Raw genomic sequence first — 20,109 nt, forward strand, 5'->3', positions numbered from 1 at the left:
AGCTACTTTTTTTCTTTGATATTAAACATTTTTTTGAAAATTTTGGTAATTGGTTGTAAAAAAGCATCTAAGTTAAAGATACCTTTTTCTTTGGTAGCTCTTATCATTAAGAAAATACCAAATGGTAATAAAATTAAAGTGGCCATCCAACCTCCTACTGGAGCTGTTACTGTACTTGACCAAGCCATATTTCTACCTAAGGTGGAAATAAAGAAATAAACTACAAAAATTAAAATAGCCATAATCATAGGAAATCCAAATCCTCCCTTACGGATAATAGACCCTAATGGGGCACCAATAAAAAACAGCACCAAACAGGCAAACGAAAATGCTAACCTTCTATGGTATTCTGTATCATATACATTTAAAAACTTTTGTTTATTTTTTAAAACTGAGTTAAACCCTGCTATATCATCTAAAGTATTTTTTAATGATTCTTCAGCATTATTCAACAACATAACTTTATTATTATCATCAAAATTATCTAAAATATTAGGAGAAATTCCTATAAAATCTGTGGTATCATTTTTTATATCAGAAATACCCGTTCTTATCAGAAACATTTTGGCTTTACTGTTTATATAATCATCATACGGAACTTTTAAAGAGTCTGAATAATAATTCAACTGCTTTAAACTTAACATTTCTCTATCTTGTGTGTATTCCCTTCTATCAACATTACTTAAATCAGAAACATCTATATTAATTAAAGCTTTTTTAAAATAAGTTTTAGTTGCAGGTAATTTTGCTCCATCTTTATAATTTCTACGCTTCTCAGGTAATTCTTCATGTCGGTAACCATTTTTTAAGGTCAACGTCATATATCTACTACCTTCTTCTGTAGAAATTTCACCACTTTCTGCTGTAATTACTTTTTCATTAAAGTTACTTTTATCTAAATCAGTATAAATAAGAACATTTTTAAGAAAATTGTCATCTTCTCCATATTTTTCATCAAATTTAATACTATATCCTGGTATTTCTGAGTTGAAAGAACCTGGAATTAAAGCCAATGCGGGTTCAGTCTTTTTTAAATCTGCCAACATATTTTTAAACTTAAATGCAGCTCTAGGAAATGCATAGTTTAAAAACAAAAAGTTTAACCCACTTAACAAAACCATTAATATTACTAAGGGTCTAATAAAACGTTGTAAAGAAATTCCAGCAGACTTAATTGCCGCAAATTCATAATTCTCTGCTAAAGTACCTAAAGCCATTATAGAAGAAAGTAAAATTGCTATTGGCAAAGCTAAAGGAACTTGCATTTGTGCTATATAACCTAAAAACTGAAGTATATGACCAATACCAATACCTTTTCCAGCAATTTTATCAAACTGTAACCAAAGCACTTGCATAACAAGTACAAAAAGAATGATAAAAAAAGTTGCTAAAAAAGGTACTAAAAAACTTTTTAATATATATCTATTTAAGATTTTCACTTAAAACGTTTTATTTAGCACAAAAGTAAAGCTTAATTTGGAATAACTAAGAATAGGATACTATTTATAATTCGTTAATAATATATCCTTCATTTTCATATTTAGACCTATTAAATACGAAAAGCGTTTTTGATATTGGTTGATTGGTTTTAAAATCAGAAACTGTTAAAGTAGTAACGGTTCCGTTATTTCCTGTTTCAATAAGTTTATAAATATGATTTGTATTAATATCAATTCCTAATAATATATTATTAATATCAGAATTACTATCAATTGGTATTAATTTTACGTATTGAATTTTTCTTCCACTTAAGTTTTGTAAAATATCCCACTTATAATTGAATCCTTTTTTATAAAAAGAGAAAAATTTTGAAGGAGTAATTGTTCCTTCTTCGCTATCATCAGCATCAGAAATATTTACCTCTTCGTCTTCACTAATAATTGTGTATGTTTTTTTACCATCAAAAAACTGATTAGTACCTAAAAAATTAACATTATACAAGTCTCCTTTCAGTGTGACATCTCCTCTGGTCTCTTGATGTACATTTTCCTTTACATTATCTAAATTATACTTAAACTCAACATAAATATTTTCATATTCACTCATTTTGTTGGATACATCATCCAACAACTTTTTTGCTTTAGTGTCATTTTGTGCAAAAGTTAATGAAATACTGAATATTAAAATAACTGTTGTAATTATATTTTTCATTTCTTAATATTTATAATTATTTAATTTAAACTTTGTATACCCACAACAAAATTCATAATTAATTTTTAATTTACAAATGGGTATTTCGCCTGCAATAAAATGCTATTATAATCTCGTTTTTTTTAGGTTAGAGCCCTTTTTCATCTTTTAACAGTTGCTCTAATGCCATAATATCTGGCACTAAAACCTGTCTAGCTTTACTACCTTCAAACTGACCTACAATTCCTGCAGCCTCCAATTGATCAATAATTCTACCTGCTCTATTGTAACCTAATTTTAATTTTCTTTGTAACAAAGAAGCTGACCCTTGCTGAGCATTTACAATAACATGAGCTGCATCTTCAAATAACTCATCTCTATCTGACAGGTCTATATCAATTCCTGTGCCACTTTCTTCACCAACATATTCTGGTAAAAGATGAGCACTAGCGTAAGCTCTTTGCGAACCTATAAAATCAGTTATTCTATCTACTTCAGGTGTGTCTACAAAAGCACATTGTAACCTGGTAATTTCATTTCCTGTAGAAATTAACATATCTCCTTTACCTATTAATTGGTCTGCTCCTGGGCCATCTAATATGGTTCTTGAATCTATTTTAGAAGTTACTCTAAAAGCAACTCGCACCGGGAAATTGGCCTTAATTATACCTGTGATAACATTTACTGATGGACGTTGAGTAGCCACAATTAAATGAATTCCAACAGCCCTTGCCAACTGTGCCAAACGAGCAATTGGAGTTTCTACTTCTTTACCTGCCGTCATAATTAAATCAGCAAATTCATCTATTACCAATATAATGTAAGGTAAAAATGCATGCCCATTTTCTGGATTTAGTTTTCTTGCCTTAAATTTTTCATTATATTCTTTAATATTTCTAACATAAGCATCTTTTAGCATATCATAACGGTTATCCATTTCAATACATAGAGAATTTAAAGTATGGATAACTTTTGTTGTATCCGTTATAATAGCATCTTCACTATCTGGTAATTTTGCCAAATAGTGTCGCTCTATTTTATTAAAAAGTGTCAATTCTACTTTTTTAGGATCAACCAATACGAATTTTACTTCAGCTGGATGCTTTTTATAAAGCAATGACGTCAATACAGCATTTAACCCTACTGATTTACCTTGTCCAGTTGCACCTGCCATAAGTAAATGAGGCATTTTTGCTAAATCAATAACAAAAGTCTCATTAGAAATTGTTTTACCTAAAGCTAAAGGCAATTGCATTTTAGCATTTTGAAATTTTTGTGTAGACAATACAGATTTCATCGACACAATAGTCGATTTTTTATTTGGCACTTCAATACCTATAGTACCTTTACCTGGAATCGGTGCAATTATTCGAATTCCTAAAGCTGCCAATGATAAGGCAATATCATCTTCTAAATTTTTAATTTTTGAAATTCGAACTCCGGCATCAGGTACAATTTCATAAAGGGTAACTGTTGGCCCAATTGTAGCTTTAATATTAGCTATACCAATCTTGTAATTATTTAGGGTTTCAACAATCCTATCTTTATTTGCCTCTAATTCATCCTGATCTATCTGAATATTTCCACTTCCATAATCTTTTAACAAGTCTAAACTAGGAAACTTAAATTCTGATAATTCTAAAGTTGGATCAAACTCACCAAAATCATCTACCAATTTATTAGATAAATTTTCGACCAAATGGTCTTCTTCGAAAGATTTTTCTACTTCAATATTAACCTCTTCATGAGTAGGTGTTGTAACCTCAAATGTAGAAATTTCTACCTTCTTCTCTTCCTTTACTTCTACTTTAGGTTTCTTTTTAGGAGTAGTTACTTCTGTTTTAGTTTCTATATTAAATTCTAACTCTGAATTTGGTTTTTCTGAAATGGTTTCTGCAATATAGCCTTCTTCAGTTACATCTTCAATCTCTGCTTTTTTATTTCGTACACTACGGAATTCTCTTTTCTTAGGAAGACTTTCTTTTAACTTTTCTGGCGTAATTTTAAATTTTGAAACTAAATAAGCCAATGCTGTAAATAGTAAAATTAAAAAGATGCCTATTTTACCAATAAAATCAATCAAATAATCATTGATTTCATAACCTATTACACCCGATAATAATGCTTTTTCTGGAACAAAAAAACCTATAGCTACTGCCAACCATATCATAATAATAACACCCCAAAACCATGCTTTACGCATTGCTTTAAACGAAATGTTAAATAAAATATATAGTCCTGAAAAAAACAATAAAAAGGGAATAATAAATGCAGAAATACCAAACCCCTTATAAATAAAAAAGTGACTAATACTTGCCCCTATCTTTCCTAATAAATTTTTTGTCTCTGCCATTCTATCAGCAAACAAATGCAGTTGGCTTTGATCTGCTTTCCAAGTATTAAAAAAAGACAAAAAAGACACCAGTAAAAAGATAGCAAATAGAGCTAAAAAAATACCAAAAACAAGATGAGTTTGTTTACTTTTAATAAAACTAGCAATACGATTATTTTTCTTTACTTTAGAATTTGTTTTAGATGTTGTCTTTTTCTTTTTTGCCATTATTTTTCTAATAGAATTTGATCTTTATCTGCTGGTTATTAGATATTTAAAAAATTCTCAATGAGAAACTATTAAACTATAATAATTAGCAAAAGTACATAAAATAATAAAGTAATTAACCTAGTTTCCAAAGTTTAAAGAAACTTTGGCATATAAATAATTATACCTATAAATATAGCTATAATTGCAGCAAAAGTGGCTGCACCTGCTGAAATATCTTTGATAAAGCCAATTCTTTTATTATAGGCAGGATGTATAAAGTCTAGTAGTTTTTCTATCGCAGTATTTAATGACTCAGCTACGAGCACCAACCCTATTGCCAACCACTGAAACATCCATTCTAAAGATGAAATCTCCATAAAATAACCAACAAAGGTCATTACTATTGCAATAAAAAATTGCACCATTATACTATGTTCTGTGGTAATTAATAACAGCATACCTTTTAGTGCAAATTTCAAACTTCTTAATCTGCCTATTAAAAAATTATCATTTGAATTTTTCAAAACTTATTCGTCAAGTAAGGCTTCTAATGCCGCTTTATAATTAGGTTCATCAACAATTTCAGGTACTTGTTCTGTATATATCACTTTGCCTGATTCATTAATAACAACTACAGCTCTAGAATGTAAATGAGCCAATGGGCCATCTATAATTTCTAGACCATAATTTCTTCCAAATTCACCTGTAGCAAAGTCTGATAAGTTAATTACACTTTCAATACCTTCTGAACCACAAAAACGACCTTGTGCAAAGGGTAAATCTCTAGAAATACATAATACTTTAGTATTGTCTAACTCCGATGCTTCCTGGTTAAATTGTCTTACAGAAGCCGCACAAGTTCCCGTATCAACACTAGGAAAAATATTTAAAATTACCTTTGATCCTTTATAATCTGATAAACTAGATTTAGACAAATCTGTTTTTACTAAGTTAAAATCAGGAGCCTGACTACCAACTTTTGGTAATTCGCCTGATGTATTAATTATATTCCCTTTTAATGTTATTGATGCCATATTTCTATTAATTTAATTTCCTCAAAAATACAATAAATTTAAAGAGTTGAACCTATCTACAAACACAAAAGCAGTAACAAGTGACAGTATTAATTATTTTTTAACAAAATCATTTAGTTATTTTATCTATTTTTGATAATCAAAAGTTACATTTTAGACATTAAAATACTGATAAACGATAGTAATGTATTTAACTTTTTTAAAAAAGACATTTTTTTACATGCTTCTAATGTTAGGATTTGGAACTCAATTGTTCGCTCAGTTAGATTCTATTCCTCAAGTAAAGTCATTATCAATTAATGATGGGCAAAAAGAGCTTAAAACATTAGACATCTCTTTATTAGATATGTCTAAACAAGAATCTATTTTTAATGTTGAAAAAAAGCCATATTTGCTTGGTTTTAAATCAAATGTTGATAAATATTTCAATCTTCCTGAAACTTCAAAGCGAAAAGTTTCTAATTTTATGGGTGGTTCTGGCAATGATGAAGACGATTCTGACATCTTAAAAAAGAAATATTTTAATGGCAAAGATATGAGTAACGTACAACTTTCTAGTGATTTTAGCTTGGGTACATTACATAGCACATCAAAAACTGTAAGAATAGAAGTAAGAGACCATAGTCTGGTTGACGGTGATCGAATTAGAGTATACTTAAATGAGAAATTATTAAAATCTAATGTAAGCTTAAAAGGGTTGTATTATATTATTAATATAGATTTAAGAAAAGGATACAACCGTATTGATATTGAAGCTCTTAATGAAGGATTTTCAGGCCCAAATACTGCCGAAATTAGAGTATTTGATGAAAATGGATACTTGCTTTCTGAAAAAGAATGGAATATAAGAATGGGGCAGATAGCTACATTAGGAGTTGTAAAACAATAAAAAACTAATGAGTTTGTATAAATTAGTTTAGAATAGAATAATATTACATTAACTGTTATAAAATAGATTAACCAACTATTTTTAATTTAGTATTAAATAAATATCCCTAGGTCATGACCGAAAAGCATCAACTATTAACAGACCAACAACTAGAAGAACAATTTGAAAACTGTACCTTACCTCCAGTACTTGTTACTCATGAAGCTCACTTAAGATTAGCTTACATACATATAAAAAAGTACGGATTTAAAACTGCAGCTGTTAACCTATATAAACAATTTACTACTTTCAGTGTAAAGTTTGGCAACATACTTATTATCAGCAAATCAGCTATAAAAACATTTGTAAAGTTAATTTATGATTTTATTAAAAAATCTAGATCTACTAGCTTTAGAGATCTTATGTTAGAATTTCCTGATATAAAAACAAGATTTGCTGATTTACTATCTAAGTCTAAACAAAATGAAAAATCTAACGAAAAAGGAAATTATAAACATCAATTAGTAGGTTTTAGCACACTGTAATTGCTCTAGTATATTAATATTTAGTTGCAATTTCAGAATTTAAATAACCTCGTTTTAGCTTAATATCTTTACAAGATTCTAACACTCTTTCCGATAAAAAGAGTACCGATTGTATTGATCCAACCACTAAACGAGCAGAAGTTTTATTGTGTTTTAACTTTTTTATTTCATCTTTAGTAAATTTACGTTTATCCTTTTTACGTTGTATAAGTTCATTAATTGATTGATTCAAATGCTCTAAATTTGAATAGTATAAGTTACAATATTGATTGAATTGATTCTTATCAGAGTTTTTCAACTCCGTTAACTTATTATAGGTAGTGCTAATTTTATCTTGTAAATAAGTTAGTTTTTCAACATTTAAATCATTATAACTATTAGAGGCAAGTAATTCTTTCAAATAATCTATATCTTTGGTGCCTACTAACATTAAATATTCAACTTCTAATCCTTCCTCTTTTAAGGTATTTACATATTCATTCTCTATTTTTTGAGTTATTTTTTTACTTTTAACCCTTAAAATACTATCTGATTTTTTAAATTTTGAGTAGATATTAATTGTTAGCTTATGCAAAACGGCAGCTTGATTAAATTTATCATTTCTATATTCCTTTTTACTATAATAAGAATTACAGCTATTAATTGTTACCGCAAAGGCTCTTGCATTTATTTTATAAGATCTTATTAATGGATTTAACTCTTTTAAGACCGGTAATGCAATGGCACTGTCTAAGTGTTTTAAAGAATAGAGTTGAAAATCATCAATTTGAGAAAAATTAACAATCTTATCAAGTTCCATATTATTTGCATTACTACCAAACAAATTAATATAGTCATTATATACTTCAAACGCCCTAACTGAATAACTATTAAAACTTTTATCTATTGAAGCAATTTTTATTAATTTTTGAACATGTTCTGTAGGTTTCTGCAGTGTAATTTTATTTGCTTGATCATCTAGCTCTTTATCATTACTCTTATTACAAGCTATAATCATCAATAAACAAAATGATGGTATAATAATTTTTTTTAGTCTCATAATTAAATCTTTGTGGTTAACTATTTCAATTACAAAACTAAAGGTCTAATTATTAGATGTTACCCCTTTATTAAGGGTTTTTAAAATAAGGAAATTGGTAAAATAGAAAAACCCAAAGCAAATGCTTTGGGTTTTTTAATCTATTTTTAAACTAAAATATTAAGCTCAATAAAAACGAAATATTTAATTTTTAAAATTAATTACAGATGAATAACTTCATCATAAGCATCAGCAACAGCTTCCATAACCGCCTCACTCATAGTTGGGTGTGGATGTATTGTTTTCAACACTTCATGCCCTGTGGTTTCCAGCTTTCTTCCTAACACAGCTTCTGCAATCATATCAGTTACACCAGCTCCAATCATATGACAACCTAACCATTCGCCATATTTAGCATCAAAAATTACTTTTACAAATCCATCTGAATTCCCAGATGCTTTAGCTTTACCAGATGCAGAGAATGGGAATTTACCAATTTTTAACTCGTAACCTGCTTCTTTAGCTTCTGCTTCTGTCATTCCAACACTTGCAATTTCAGGTGATGCATAGGTACATCCAGGAATATTTCCATAATCAATAGCCTCAGGATTTAATCCTGCTATTTTCTCAACACAAGTAATTCCTTCTGCTGAAGCTACGTGTGCTAATGCTGGTCCATGAACTATATCTCCAATAGCATAATAACCTGGCAAGTTAGTTTGATAAAAATCATTCACAATAATTTTATCTTTATCAGTAGCAATTCCAACATCTTCAAGACCTATATTTTCAATATTGCTTTTAATACCAACTGCCGACAAAATAACATCAGCCTCTAAAACTTCTTCTCCTTTTTTGGTTTTTACTGTGGCTTTTACTCCATCTCCAGAAGTATCTACCTTAGTAACACTAGATTCTAGCATAACGTTAATGCCCGATTTTTTAAAAGAACGTGCAAATTGTTTTGAAACGTCTTCGTCTTCTAAAGGTACTAAATTAGGCATATACTCAACTATGGTAACCTCTGTTCCCATAGTATGATAGAAATGAGCAAACTCAACTCCAATTGCTCCTGACCCTACAACTATCATCTTTTTAGGTTGTTCAGGTAAAGTCATTGCTTCTCTATAACCAATTACTTTTTTACCATCTATCGGTAAAAATGGTAATTCACGAGAACGTGCTCCTGTTGCAATAATAATATGATCAGCTGAATATTCCGTTGTTTTATCATTATTTGTTACATCAACTTTTTTTCCTGCTTTTACTTTACCAAACCCTTCAATGACATCAATTTTATTCTTTTTCATTAAGAACTGAACACCTTTGCTCATTCCATCAGCTACGTTTCTACTACGCTTAATAACAGCAGAAAAATCTTTATCTATTTCTTTTGCTTTTAGTCCATAAGCATCAACGTGCTTAAGATAGTCATAAACTTGAGCACTTTTTAATAGAGCTTTAGTTGGAATACATCCCCAATTCAAACAAATTCCTCCTAAATTTTCTCTTTCAACAACAGCTACTTTAAATCCCAATTGAGATGCTCTAATGGCAGTTACATACCCGCCTGGTCCACTTCCTATGATAATAATGTCGTATTTCATACTTTCTATATTAATTATTCTTTATTTTAACTTCAATTTTGTTCTTATTAATTACTAAAGGCTCAAGTTTAAAAAACAAATCTGCATTTACTAATTTTTAAAACCAAAGCACAAATTTAATCAAATTTTATCGCTTTTACTGGACTAATTTTACTAACTATATACGATGGTACTAAAAGCATTAACAAACACAATACTAGCGTGCCAAAGTTGAGAATTAGAATATTAGTAAAACTAAGATAAACAGGGGCTTCACTGACATAATAATTTTCTGGATTCAATTTAACAAACCCAAAATACTTTTGCGTCAATAATAAACCAATACCTATAATATTACCCCAAAATAAGCCCTTTGCTATTAAATAAGCTGCATTATACAAAAACACCTTTCGAATACTCCAATTTGAACTACCTAAAGATTTTAAAATACCAATCATTTGTGTACGCTCTAAAATTAAAACAAGTAAAGCGGTTATCATATTAATACCTGCAATTAATATCATAATTACAATAATTACTACGATGTTAGTATTTAATAAATCTAACCATTCAAAAATTGGAGCATACTTTTCCGAAATAGTTTGAGCATTTAAAGTGGAACCCACCTGATGATAAATTTCTAATCCTTTTTCTTCTAAATCATTAAAATTATTTAATATTACTTCAAAACCTCCAATTTGATTTTCACTCCATTTATTTAAACGTTGTACTTGTTTTAAGTCTCCAATTACATAATTTTCATCAAATTCTTTATAACCAGAATTATAAATACCTACAATTCTTAACACTCTTAAATTTGGTGCAGAACCATCATCCTTCATAAAAAACAGATTAAACTTATCATTTAGCTTAAGTTTTAATCGGTCTGCAGTATGTTTTGAAATCAGTACTCCGTCAGACATCTTATCAGTAATCGTTAATAGATTACCTTCAATTAGATATGTTTTAAAAAAAGACCAATCATAATCTGAATTAACTCCCTTATAAATTACACCTTCAAAATCAGTTGCTGTTCGAATAACTCCTGCTTTTGTAGCAAAAGTTTGAACATTTTTCACCCCAGACACATTTTCAAATTTTGGGTAAAAATCTTGATGTAAAGAAATAGGACTTACTGTAATTTGCGAATTATTATCTTCGTAATTGGCTATAAGAATATGGCCGTTAAACCCAGAAATTTTTTCTTTTATTTTTTTTTGGAGACCAACAGTTGTTGCAATAGAAATTAACATAATAATAATTCCCATTGCAATTGCTGTTATGGCAATTTTTATAATTGATGAAGAAATACTACTTTTATACTGTTTACCAGTAATAATCCGTTTAGCTAAAAATAACTCGTAATTCAAATCTTATGATAAATTTCAATTTCAAAAATACGCATTTCTTTTGGGTTTTTATTTTCGTTTTTGCATTGATTTCTTGTAAAAATAAATCAACCGATAAAAATGACAATAAATATGCTGAAAACATCCAAAATTCTACACCTGACAGCTTGTCATCTAAATTTCACAATAACAATGTAAAAACATCAACACCAGATAATTACATCAACTTAATTAAAGAAAAAAATGTAGGTATTGTTGGCAATCATACAAGTATTGTACATAATAAGAATAACGGATATACACACCTAGTAGACACCTTAATTTCACTTAAAATTAATGTAAAAAAAGTATTTGCTCCAGAACATGGATTTAGAGGAAAAGCAGATGCAGGTGAAAAAGTTGAAGATGGTAAAGATCCAATAACAGGATTGCCAACAATCTCTTTATATGGTAAAAATAAAAAGCCTAGCCCTGAACAATTAAAAGATTTAGATATCATTATTTTTGACATACAAGATGTTGGTGCTAGATTTTACACCTATATTTCTACTTTGCACTATGTGATGGAAGCTTGTGCCGAAGCCGATATTCCTGTAATTGTTATTGATAGACCTAACCCTAATGGACATTATATAGATGGACCTATCAGAGAAGAAGAATTTAAAAGTTTTGTAGGAATGCATCCCGTACCTATTATTTATGGTATGACTATAGGTGAATATGCCAAAATGATTAATGGAGAAAAATGGCTCCATAATGGTATACAATGCAAATTAACCGTTATGCCTTTAAAAAATTACACTCATCAAACTCCTTATGATTTACCCATTAAACCATCACCTAATCTTCCTAACGCTCAAGCAATAAATCTTTATGCAAGCCTTTGTTTTTTTGAAGGTACTAAGATTAGTGCTGGTAGAGGTACAGAAATGCAATTCCAAGTATTTGGAGCTCCATTTTTACCTGAGGATAAGTTTCCATTCTCTTTTACTCCAACAGCTAATGAAGGTGCTAAAAACCCTAAATTCAAAAACGAATTATGCTATGGAAAGGATTTAAGGAATTATAAAAAACTAAATTACATTAATTTAAACTGGTTAATTGAGGCTTATAATTCAAGTAAAGAAAAAGAAAAGTTCTTCAATAGCTTTATGCCTAAATTAGCAGGTACAAAGAAATTACAAGAACAAATTGCAAAAGGAATGTCTTCTGATGAAATAAAAAAAACATGGCAAAAAGATATTGAAAGTTTTAAAAAAGTGAGAGCTAAATATTTAATCTATAATTAATTTAATGAAATATCTTTCCCTTGTATTCGCCCTTGTAATTTATAATTTTTGTTCTGGTCAAATTCTTGATACTCCACCTCCTTCAAATTATCAAAAAGAAGTGGACTCTGTTAATGCGAAAGCATTCCGTTTTATGTTAAAAGAAAAAATTCCGGGTATGGCCATTTCCATATCTAGACACGGTGAATTATTCTTTTCTAAAGGATTTGGTGTTTCAAATTTAAAATTAAATAGAGCGGTATCTGCAGAAAATACGCTATTTAGAATTGCAAGTATTTCCAAATCCATAACTGCTTTAGCCATGGCAAAATTGGTTGACAAAGGTAAGCTCAATTTTGAGGAAAGCATTTATACTTACCTGCCTAAATATCCTAAAAAGAAATACGATTTTACAGTTAAACAAGTGGCTGGACATATTGCTGGAATTAGACATTATATTGGGGGCGAATTTATTCTTAATAAAAAAATTAGCATTACAGAAGGTTTAGAAATTTTTAAAAATGATTCTTTAAAATTTGAACCTGGAACTGGTTACAGTTACAGTACTTACGGATGGAATCTCTTAAGCGAAGTGGTGCAAAAATTAACAAAACAACCATTTGATGTCTTTGTTAAAAGTTCCATTTTTGAGCCTTTGAAAATGAAAAATTCTTTGTTAGAATATTCTGATTCTATTTTACCAAACAAAACTGAATTTTATAGAAAAACAAACGATGGAACTATTGTAATTGGTCCTGAAGTAAATAATGAATTTAAAGCAGCCGGTGGTGGATTTTTATCCACTTCTAATGATTTAATTCTTTTTGGTAATGAAATAATAAATCCAACTATTATAAACAAAAGCACAGTAACAAAATTAGTAACATCTTTAAAAACAAATGATGGTAAAGACACGGGCTACGGAATTGGTTTTGTCACAAATAAATCTAAAAATAATACTCCCAGATATTCGCACTCAGGTGGTGGAATTGGTGCTACAACATTGCTTTTGATGTATCCTGAAGAAAATTTAGTCATTGTTATTCTAACAAACCTATCAAATGTAAAAATTAAAGATTTTGGTAATGAATTAGAAGGAATATTTCTTAATTAAAATCTTTCTCTACTATTTGGATAACGGTATAAAATTACTATAAATATAGGTAATTTCATCATCAGCCAACTCTTTTTGGTAATCAATAGCAATACTTTTAGGATAACCATATTTCTCGTCATAAATTACATTAAAACTAGCTACATTATCCTTATCAAAATTTTCTATAAATTCAAAAGCGTCTTCAATAGTTTTAGCTTCAGTCAAAACCATTTGATAGGTTTGACCTTTATAAAGTTTTGAATTCTCGAAATAAACAGTATCTTTTTTATTATTGGTTACTTTTAACGTCCACTCTAATAGTCCACTACAAAAACACGATAAATTTTCTTGTACCGTATAGTGCTCAAATTGATAGCTCTGCCATTTCTCCTTTGCCATTTCAAAATCAGATTTTAGCTCATTATCAGCATCACATGAAATAAATAAAATTGATAAAGCTAATACTAAAGTAAAGTTTAAGTTACGCATTTTACTATTTTTATAGTAGATGTAAAACAAACAATATGGTTGCTTAATAGCAATTCACAATTTTCTCAACCAAAGAACTTGATTTCAATCTATTCCTTTAATTATAAAGGTAACTTTTCTTTTAATTTTTCAATAATATTATACGTTGCAGGACAAATTTCTGTATTTTTTAAAGTAAGGTGTGTAAGTTGTATAAATTTTTTTCTATTGGTGTGTGGATATTCTCTACATGCTTTTGGACGAATATCATAAATAGTGCATGTATTATCACTTTCATCTAAAAAAGTGCAAGGAGCCTGTTTTAAAACCATAAAATCATCTTCATCTCTTTGCAAATATGTAGAAATAAAATCAATTTCCTTTATTCGAAAGTATTTTGAAATTCGTAAAATATCTTTATCCGTAAAAATTGGACTAGTGGTTTTACAACAATTTGCACAAGTTAAACAGTCAAATTTTTCAAATTCTTCATCGTGCAAATCTTGCATCATTAAATCCAATCTCTTAGGCGTTTTTTTTCTTAATTTAGAAAAATACTTTTTTGTTTCTGCCTTTTTTACGTTAGATAATTCTTCTAAATTATCAAATGTTGCTCTAGTTTTAATTTTTTATATAGTTTAAGTATTATGTAACTAATTTGATCCAAAAATTGAAATAAAATCAATATCAAATTATCTATTTAAACCACATGGTAATTCGTTTTATTTTGGCTAAATCTGGTATCTGATCTAAATCAATTTTCTGTGTTCCAAAATCTTTAATTCCTAATTCTTTTTTATCTATAGTGATAGTAGCATTTAATTCATCAACGAATAAAATAGCTGTACTAAAAGTAGATTGCACTTTGTTAACTGTATAATTAGATACAATATCACTAAATTTACTTTTTATACTTAACCCTTTAACTGTTTTGTAATTTCTATCAAAAATTTGAATATTGTCTATGGTTGATGATGAGTCTTGTTCTACCTTAGGAATAATAGTTAATAAGTGATCTCCTTCTTTGTTATATACTAAATACTCGTCGTAAGAAGACTCTGCCACATTATCTTCACTTAAGTGAGCAACTAAAGAGTCGTTTTTAAATATAGATTCCAATTCTTGAATCTGCGTTGTATTTGTAATTTTACCTACTTGCTCTTTACCTAGAGTGTAATTTGTTTCTTCTTTACATTGTATAAGAAGTAAAGACACAAATATTAATAGACTAATCTTTTTTATATTGGCTGATTTCATTTATTCTAAATTAGGTTAACGCGATTGAATTTTTAAACATTTTTTTGATTAGAGATTAAATTCATTTATAAATCTCTATATCAACATCCTAAACAACAATTATTTTATAGCTTTTTTTAATATTCCTAAAACCCCTCTCATAAAGGTAGCACTCGTTAATAATTTAACTACAGGGTTCATTCTTGTACTCTTTCTAGTTGTTGTTTTACGTTTAGATTTTGATTTTTCTTCCTTTTCTTTTGATTCTAACTCTTCTGCTTTTTCAATTTTTTTATTTAAAATTTCATAAGCACTCTCTCTATCTATTTGTTTATTATACTTTTTTGCTAACTTAGACTTACTTATTAATTCTGATAATTCTTGTTCTGTCAAAATATCCATTCTACTCATCGGAGCTCTTAGCATAGTTCTTGCTAATGGTGTAGGAATTCCTTTTTCATTCAAACAAGACACTAATGCCTCACCTATTCCTAATTGAGTTAATACTTCTGCTGTATCATAATACTCAGAATCAGGATAATTTTCAGCAGTTAATTTAATAGCTTTCCTATCATTTGCTGTAAAAGCACGTAACGCATGTTGAATTTTTAATCCTAGTTGAGATAATACATCAGAAGGTACATCTTTAGGATTTTGTGTTACAAAATAAATGCCAATACCTTTAGAGCGTATTAATTTAATTATACTTTCGATTTGACTGAGTAATGCCTTAGATGCCTCGTCAAATATGAGATGGGCTTCATCTATAAATAAGATAAGTTCAGGCCTATCAGAATCTCCTTGTTCAGGAAAAGTATCATAAATTTCAGCCAATAATTGCAACATAAATGTCGAAAACAATTTAGGCTTGTCTTGTATATCTGTTAATCTCAATACAGAAATCACCCCTTTACCTTCTTCATCAATTCTAGTTAAATCGTCTACATCAAAAGAGGGTTCTCCAAAAAACAACTCGCCACCTTGTTGTTCTATTTCAACAATTTTACGTAAAATTGCTCCAGTAGATGCCGTAGATATTCTTCCATATTCATTCTCCAAGTCTTCTTTGCCTTCTCCTGTAGCATATTGTAAAACCTTTTTAAAATCATTTAAATCTAATAAAGGCAAATGATTATCATCACAATATTTGAAGAGTATTGCAACAATTCCACTTTGTGTCTCTGATAAATCTAATATTCTAGACAATAATACTGGTCCAAATTCTGATACAGTAGCTCTTAAACGCGTTCCGTCTTGTTCAGATAAAGTTAAAATTTCAACAGGAAACCCTTTAGCTTCAAATGGCAATCCTATTTTAGCATGTCGTTCTTCAATTTTAATATGACCAGGACTAGCTTTTGCTAAACCACTTAGATCTCCTTTAACATCCATTAACAATACTGGAATTCCTTTTTCTGAGAGATTCTCTGCTAAAACTTGCAAGGTTTTTGTCTTTCCTGTCCCAGTAGCACCAGCAATTAAGCCATGACGATTCAACGTTTTAAGAGGGATATTAACAAAAGCCTCTGTAATCGTTTCTTCACCTAACATTGCTGAACCTAAAGTAATAAACTCACCTTTAGTTTTATATCCTTCGTTTATATAATTAAAGAATTCGTCTTTTGTACTCATAAATTTCTGTATAATTGAGGGTATAAAAGTAAGATTAAAAAATTAAAATAAAGATTTAATTTTAAAAAACCGAGAACTTGATAGTCTTAATTAATTTATAAAAAATTTTTAGTCGCACTTAATTATCAATATTGAACGCCATAAATTAATTTACTAATTTTTAATATAATAATACTCTAAAACATTACAGAAATAGTAAATAATTAAGATTTTGTACACTCAATAAATTAGAACCATCTTTTTAGTACCTTTTCAGTTCTGAGCTTAGGTCTTCACACTTTTTAATTTATCTTTGCCCCAATTATAAATTTTAAGTGTAAGAGAAATCAATAGTATCTTATAAAACAAATTTATTATTCAATTTGTTAAATTTTAGCGTAATAAATCTACGTTATAAATAATAAATAAGTTTTTAAGAGCATTGTCCTATTAAAACTCTTTTAACCCATTATAATTCTCTTAATAAAAATTTAAATCACCTACAGTACACTAATATACTATGAATAAAAATGCACAATTATTAATTGACCAAGGCAAAATGCTCCCGTTAATGGAAGAATTTTATACCATACAGGGTGAAGGATATTATACTGGAACAGCAGCCTATTTTATAAGAGTAGGTGGTTGTGATGTTGGTTGTCATTGGTGTGATGTGAAAGAAAGTTGGAATGCAGAATTACATCCTGCAACCAAAACAGATTTAATCGTTGATAATGCAAAAAAGCATAGCGATACTATTGTTGTTACTGGAGGAGAACCTCTTATGTATAATATGGATTATTTAACAAGTAAACTTCAAAAAGAAGGTTTAAAAACCCATATTGAAACCTCCGGAGCCTATACTTTAACAGGAAAATGGGACTGGATATGTCTTTCTCCTAAAAAAAATAAATTGCCATTAACCGAGGTTTATGAAAATGCAAATGAACTCAAAGTTATCGTTTACAATAAAAATGATTTTCTATTTGCTGAAAAGCAAGCTAGTAAAGTTCAAAAAAATTGCATACTGTACTTACAGCCAGAATGGAGTGTTGAGAAAAAAATGACACCACTTATTGTTAATTACGTCATGAAAAATCCAAAATGGAAAATTTCGTTACAAACCCATAAATATTTAAATATACCTTAAATTTAATATTTAGCAATACATCGCTCAGCAATACTCAATACTCTTTCAAATTGCTCTTTTAATCCCATATTACTGTTATCAAACTCAACAGCATCTTTAGCTTTTTTTAAAGGCGAGTCTTTTCTTGTAGAATCAATATAATCTCTTTCTTGTACATTTTTTAAAACTTCTTCAAAAGATACATCATTTCCTTTATCTAACAATTCTTTATACCTTCTATTTGCACGTTTTTCAGCAGATGCTGTCATAAATAATTTTAATTCTGCATCAGGAAAAACAACAGTTCCAATATCTCTTCCGTCCATAACAATACCTCTTTCTTTACCCATCTCTTGTTGTTGTTTAACCAACATTTTTCGAACTGCTGAAATTGCTGAAATTTTACTAACCAAAGAAGAAACTTCCATTGTTCTTATTTCTCTTTCCACATTTTTACCATTCAAATAAATCTCAGAAAATTTTAATTTTTCATTATATCTGAAATTTAATTTAATATTTTTTAAATTTTCTATCAATTTATCTTCTTTCAAAAATTCCAGTCCTACAAAACCATTTTCCATTGCATAATAAGTTACGGCCCTATACATAGCACCTGTATCTACATAAGCATATTCCAATTTTTTTGCTAATTCCTTAGCTATAGTACTTTTGCCTGTTGATGAAAATCCATCAATGGCTATAATTATTTTCTTTGACATTATTTATTAAAATTTTTCTTGGCTAAATCTATATTTAAAGTAAACGTATTAGTATTACTTATAGGATGATATTTAGTAAAGGCATAATTAAATTTAAACCTTCCCAATTGAAGTCCAAATCCTAAAGAAACTCCTGCAAAAGTTCTACTATCAGTTAACTTTAATTCTTTTCCTCGTCTGAAATTATATCCCAAACGCAAATTAAAAACCTTCTCTGGAAATAATTCAGCTCCTACTATTACATGCCTAAAGGCATTATCTAAAAATGTAATATCTTCATTAATTGTAGTTCCATCAATACTGGTTTGACTATTGGATGGATTTTTTACTGCAATGTTCCATTGCTGCAAATTACCAATAGTTAAGTGCCATTGTAATGGAACATTCTCTAATCGATAAGAAGCTCCAATAGCTATTTCTAAAGGTAATGATTCTCGTTGCTCATCATACATACTAAGTTGATATCCAACGTTTCTAATAATTGCAGAAAATATATAAGGTTTTATATCATTAAAGTAAGTTATTCCAATATCAAAAGCTACTCCACTTGATGTATAATTTTCAATGCTAGAACTTATATACTTTAAATTCACACCTAAATTAAAATAACTTTTAGGAATTTTATATGCATACCCTATTGAAACCACTAAATCACGTGCTCCAAAAGTACCAGTTTCTTGCCCAGTTTCATCTGCTCCAATAAATTTACCATAATTTACATAAGTTATTCCCGCATGTAGAGTTCCAAAATGTCTATTAATAAGATGAGCAAAAGTAGCAGAACCATAATTAATATCCGCCAAATAATCAACATAACTTACCGAAGCTTGATTATCAATTTCTTTATTTATAGTAGAAGGATTCCATAAAGGTTGATTAACATCATCATATAATGTTAACACCTCGCCTCCTAATGCAACCTGACGGGCAGAAGTATTAACGTTTAAAAAATTAAAAACATTTTCACCTCCTACTTGAGAATAAATAGTAGCATTAATAAATAAAGTTAGTATAATTATAATCTGCTTCATATAATATTACAAAGAAACTAGAAATATAAGTCTTAAAATACTTATTTTATAAATATTTTACATATAAAACAAAAAAAATCCTCACTACAAAAATAATGAGGATTTGATTGATAGTATACCCTAATTTAAAATGAATATCTTCTTTTATTATTCCAATTTTTACGTTTTGTAACATTTGTTATTACAACATTGCTAGTTATATTTTTATCTTTTCTTGAGTTTAATGCTTTCATTTTTTTTAATTAAATATAGGTTCAATAAAATACCTATCAAAATAAAATGATAGGCATACTTCTAAATTTTTATTATTTTAAATCTCTGTAAAATATAGTTATAAAAAAAAGTCCTTGAAAATACAAGGACTTTTAAAAGAAAGGCGATGACATACTCTCCCACCATATGGCAGTACCATCTGCACTGATAGGCTTAACTTCTCTGTTCGGGATGGGAAGAGGTGAGCCCTATCGTTATAATCACCT

Annotated in this window: 19 protein-coding genes and 1 rRNA gene; 5 read left to right on the plus strand and 15 right to left on the minus strand. The window is 28.9% G+C overall.

The genetic code is table 11. The features are described 5' to 3' along the window. Positions 1–2 precede the first annotated feature (2 nt). The 5 genes from EGM88_RS13430 to tpx form a co-directional block, all read right to left on the minus strand. Positions 3–1,439 carry an LptF/LptG family permease gene (locus tag EGM88_RS13430; protein ID WP_123898946.1) on the minus strand — a complete coding sequence of 479 codons (1,437 nt, stop codon included), beginning with the start codon at positions 1,437–1,439 and terminating at the stop codon, positions 3–5. 64 nt (positions 1,440–1,503) lie between these two features. Continuing rightward, positions 1,504–2,151, minus strand: a complete 648-nt coding sequence (locus tag EGM88_RS13435; RefSeq protein ID WP_123898947.1) for a LolA family protein — start codon at positions 2,149–2,151, stop codon at positions 1,504–1,506. Positions 2,152–2,278: 127 nt separating this feature from the next. Next, positions 2,279–4,690 (minus strand): DNA translocase FtsK, encoded by a 2,412-nt coding sequence (locus EGM88_RS13440; RefSeq protein WP_123898948.1) that lies wholly within the window; start codon positions 4,688–4,690, stop codon positions 2,279–2,281. 134 nt (positions 4,691–4,824) lie between these two features. Then, the gene (locus EGM88_RS13445; protein ID WP_123898949.1) at positions 4,825–5,196 is read right to left on the minus strand and encodes a diacylglycerol kinase family protein; all 372 of its coding nucleotides are present in this window, start codon (positions 5,194–5,196) and stop codon (positions 4,825–4,827) included. 3 nt (positions 5,197–5,199) lie between these two features. Beyond that, positions 5,200–5,706, minus strand: coding sequence for a thiol peroxidase (tpx, locus tag EGM88_RS13450; RefSeq protein ID WP_123898950.1), 507 nt, complete (start codon positions 5,704–5,706; stop codon positions 5,200–5,202). Between the two features lie 229 nt (positions 5,707–5,935). Between tpx and EGM88_RS13455 the strand changes: the two genes are divergently transcribed. After that, entirely contained in the window at positions 5,936–6,595 is a 660-nt protein-coding gene (locus tag EGM88_RS13455) for a hypothetical protein (RefSeq protein WP_162497585.1), read from the plus strand. Positions 6,596–6,708: 113 nt separating this feature from the next. Beyond that, the gene (locus EGM88_RS13460) at positions 6,709–7,119 is read left to right on the plus strand and encodes a hypothetical protein (protein ID WP_123898952.1); all 411 of its coding nucleotides are present in this window, start codon (positions 6,709–6,711) and stop codon (positions 7,117–7,119) included. A gap of 13 nt (positions 7,120–7,132) precedes the next feature. Here the strand turns inward: EGM88_RS13460 and EGM88_RS13465 are convergent, their stop codons facing one another. From EGM88_RS13465 to EGM88_RS13475, 3 genes are all read right to left on the minus strand, one after another. After that, positions 7,133–8,158 carry a DUF3829 domain-containing protein gene (locus tag EGM88_RS13465; protein ID WP_123898953.1) on the minus strand — a complete coding sequence of 342 codons (1,026 nt, stop codon included), beginning with the start codon at positions 8,156–8,158 and terminating at the stop codon, positions 7,133–7,135. 200 nt (positions 8,159–8,358) lie between these two features. Continuing rightward, entirely contained in the window at positions 8,359–9,744 is a 1,386-nt protein-coding gene (gene lpdA / locus EGM88_RS13470; RefSeq protein WP_123898954.1) for a dihydrolipoyl dehydrogenase, read from the minus strand. Between the two features lie 116 nt (positions 9,745–9,860). Continuing rightward, positions 9,861–11,093: an ABC transporter permease gene (locus EGM88_RS13475; protein WP_123898955.1), complete on the minus strand. Its 1,233-nt coding sequence runs from the start codon at positions 11,091–11,093 to the stop codon at positions 9,861–9,863. 5 nt (positions 11,094–11,098) lie between these two features. On the opposite strand from EGM88_RS13475, the gene EGM88_RS13480 reads away from it, so the two are divergent. Both EGM88_RS13480 and EGM88_RS13485 read left to right on the plus strand, forming a co-directional pair. After that, positions 11,099–12,361, plus strand: coding sequence for an exo-beta-N-acetylmuramidase NamZ family protein (locus EGM88_RS13480; RefSeq protein ID WP_123898956.1), 1,263 nt, complete (start codon positions 11,099–11,101; stop codon positions 12,359–12,361). A 4-nt stretch (positions 12,362–12,365) separates the two neighbouring features. Beyond that, a complete protein-coding gene (locus EGM88_RS13485) occupies positions 12,366–13,454 on the plus strand; it encodes a serine hydrolase domain-containing protein (RefSeq protein WP_123898957.1) in 1,089 nt (362 codons plus the stop codon). A gap of 12 nt (positions 13,455–13,466) precedes the next feature. Here the strand turns inward: EGM88_RS13485 and EGM88_RS13490 are convergent, their stop codons facing one another. From EGM88_RS13490 to EGM88_RS13505, 4 genes are all read right to left on the minus strand, one after another. Next, complete coding sequence (locus tag EGM88_RS13490) at positions 13,467–13,925, minus strand: DUF6174 domain-containing protein (protein WP_123898958.1); 459 nt, start codon at positions 13,923–13,925, stop codon at positions 13,467–13,469. Positions 13,926–14,026: 101 nt separating this feature from the next. After that, a complete protein-coding gene (locus EGM88_RS13495; RefSeq protein ID WP_238988448.1) occupies positions 14,027–14,530 on the minus strand; it encodes a YkgJ family cysteine cluster protein in 504 nt (167 codons plus the stop codon). A gap of 70 nt (positions 14,531–14,600) precedes the next feature. Next, positions 14,601–15,161 (minus strand): hypothetical protein, encoded by a 561-nt coding sequence (locus EGM88_RS13500; RefSeq protein WP_238988447.1) that lies wholly within the window; start codon positions 15,159–15,161, stop codon positions 14,601–14,603. Between the two features lie 99 nt (positions 15,162–15,260). Continuing rightward, entirely contained in the window at positions 15,261–16,772 is a 1,512-nt protein-coding gene (locus tag EGM88_RS13505) for a helicase HerA-like domain-containing protein (protein WP_123898960.1), read from the minus strand. Positions 16,773–17,271: 499 nt separating this feature from the next. Between EGM88_RS13505 and EGM88_RS13510 the strand changes: the two genes are divergently transcribed. Further along, the gene (locus EGM88_RS13510) at positions 17,272–17,901 is read left to right on the plus strand and encodes a 7-carboxy-7-deazaguanine synthase QueE (RefSeq protein WP_123898961.1); all 630 of its coding nucleotides are present in this window, start codon (positions 17,272–17,274) and stop codon (positions 17,899–17,901) included. Between the two features lie 2 nt (positions 17,902–17,903). Here EGM88_RS13510 and cmk read toward each other — a convergent pair whose 3' ends face one another. The 3 genes from cmk to rrf all read right to left on the minus strand — a co-directional run bounded on the left by cmk (position 17,904) and on the right by rrf (position 20,109). Then, positions 17,904–18,599, minus strand: a complete 696-nt coding sequence (cmk, locus tag EGM88_RS13515; RefSeq protein WP_123898962.1) for a (d)CMP kinase — start codon at positions 18,597–18,599, stop codon at positions 17,904–17,906. After that, the gene (porQ, locus tag EGM88_RS13520) at positions 18,599–19,630 is read right to left on the minus strand and encodes a type IX secretion system protein PorQ (RefSeq protein WP_123898963.1); all 1,032 of its coding nucleotides are present in this window, start codon (positions 19,628–19,630) and stop codon (positions 18,599–18,601) included. The genes cmk and porQ overlap by 1 nt, the downstream gene beginning before the upstream one ends. A 371-nt stretch (positions 19,631–20,001) precedes the next feature. Continuing rightward, a 5S ribosomal RNA gene (gene rrf / locus EGM88_RS13525) occupies positions 20,002–20,109 on the minus strand.

This window comes from Aureibaculum marinum (assembly GCF_003813905.1).
Lineage (GTDB): Bacteria > Bacteroidota > Bacteroidia > Flavobacteriales > Flavobacteriaceae > Aureibaculum > Aureibaculum marinum.

What these genes read in the sequence shown, in the direction of transcription:
- EGM88_RS13435 (WP_123898947.1), bottom strand. Translation starts at nt 2,151, where the DNA reads ATGAAAAATATAATTACAACAGTTATTTTAATATTCAGTATTTCATTA.
- EGM88_RS13440 (WP_123898948.1), bottom strand. Translation starts at nt 4,690, where the DNA reads ATGGCAAAAAAGAAAAAGACAACATCTAAAACAAATTCTAAAGTAAAG.
- tpx (WP_123898950.1), bottom strand. Translation starts at nt 5,706, where the DNA reads ATGGCATCAATAACATTAAAAGGGAATATAATTAATACATCAGGCGAA.
- EGM88_RS13455 (WP_162497585.1), top strand. Translation starts at nt 5,936, where the DNA reads ATGTTAGGATTTGGAACTCAATTGTTCGCTCAGTTAGATTCTATTCCT.
- EGM88_RS13460 (WP_123898952.1), top strand. Translation starts at nt 6,709, where the DNA reads ATGACCGAAAAGCATCAACTATTAACAGACCAACAACTAGAAGAACAA.
- EGM88_RS13465 (WP_123898953.1), bottom strand. Translation starts at nt 8,158, where the DNA reads ATGAGACTAAAAAAAATTATTATACCATCATTTTGTTTATTGATGATT.
- lpdA (WP_123898954.1), bottom strand. Translation starts at nt 9,744, where the DNA reads ATGAAATACGACATTATTATCATAGGAAGTGGACCAGGCGGGTATGTA.
- EGM88_RS13480 (WP_123898956.1), top strand. Translation starts at nt 11,099, where the DNA reads ATGATAAATTTCAATTTCAAAAATACGCATTTCTTTTGGGTTTTTATT.
- EGM88_RS13485 (WP_123898957.1), top strand. Translation starts at nt 12,366, where the DNA reads ATGAAATATCTTTCCCTTGTATTCGCCCTTGTAATTTATAATTTTTGT.
- EGM88_RS13490 (WP_123898958.1), bottom strand. Translation starts at nt 13,925, where the DNA reads ATGCGTAACTTAAACTTTACTTTAGTATTAGCTTTATCAATTTTATTT.
- EGM88_RS13500 (WP_238988447.1), bottom strand. Translation starts at nt 15,161, where the DNA reads ATGAAATCAGCCAATATAAAAAAGATTAGTCTATTAATATTTGTGTCT.
- EGM88_RS13505 (WP_123898960.1), bottom strand. Translation starts at nt 16,772, where the DNA reads ATGAGTACAAAAGACGAATTCTTTAATTATATAAACGAAGGATATAAA.
- EGM88_RS13510 (WP_123898961.1), top strand. Translation starts at nt 17,272, where the DNA reads ATGAATAAAAATGCACAATTATTAATTGACCAAGGCAAAATGCTCCCG.
- cmk (WP_123898962.1), bottom strand. Translation starts at nt 18,599, where the DNA reads ATGTCAAAGAAAATAATTATAGCCATTGATGGATTTTCATCAACAGGC.
- porQ (WP_123898963.1), bottom strand. Translation starts at nt 19,630, where the DNA reads ATGAAGCAGATTATAATTATACTAACTTTATTTATTAATGCTACTATT.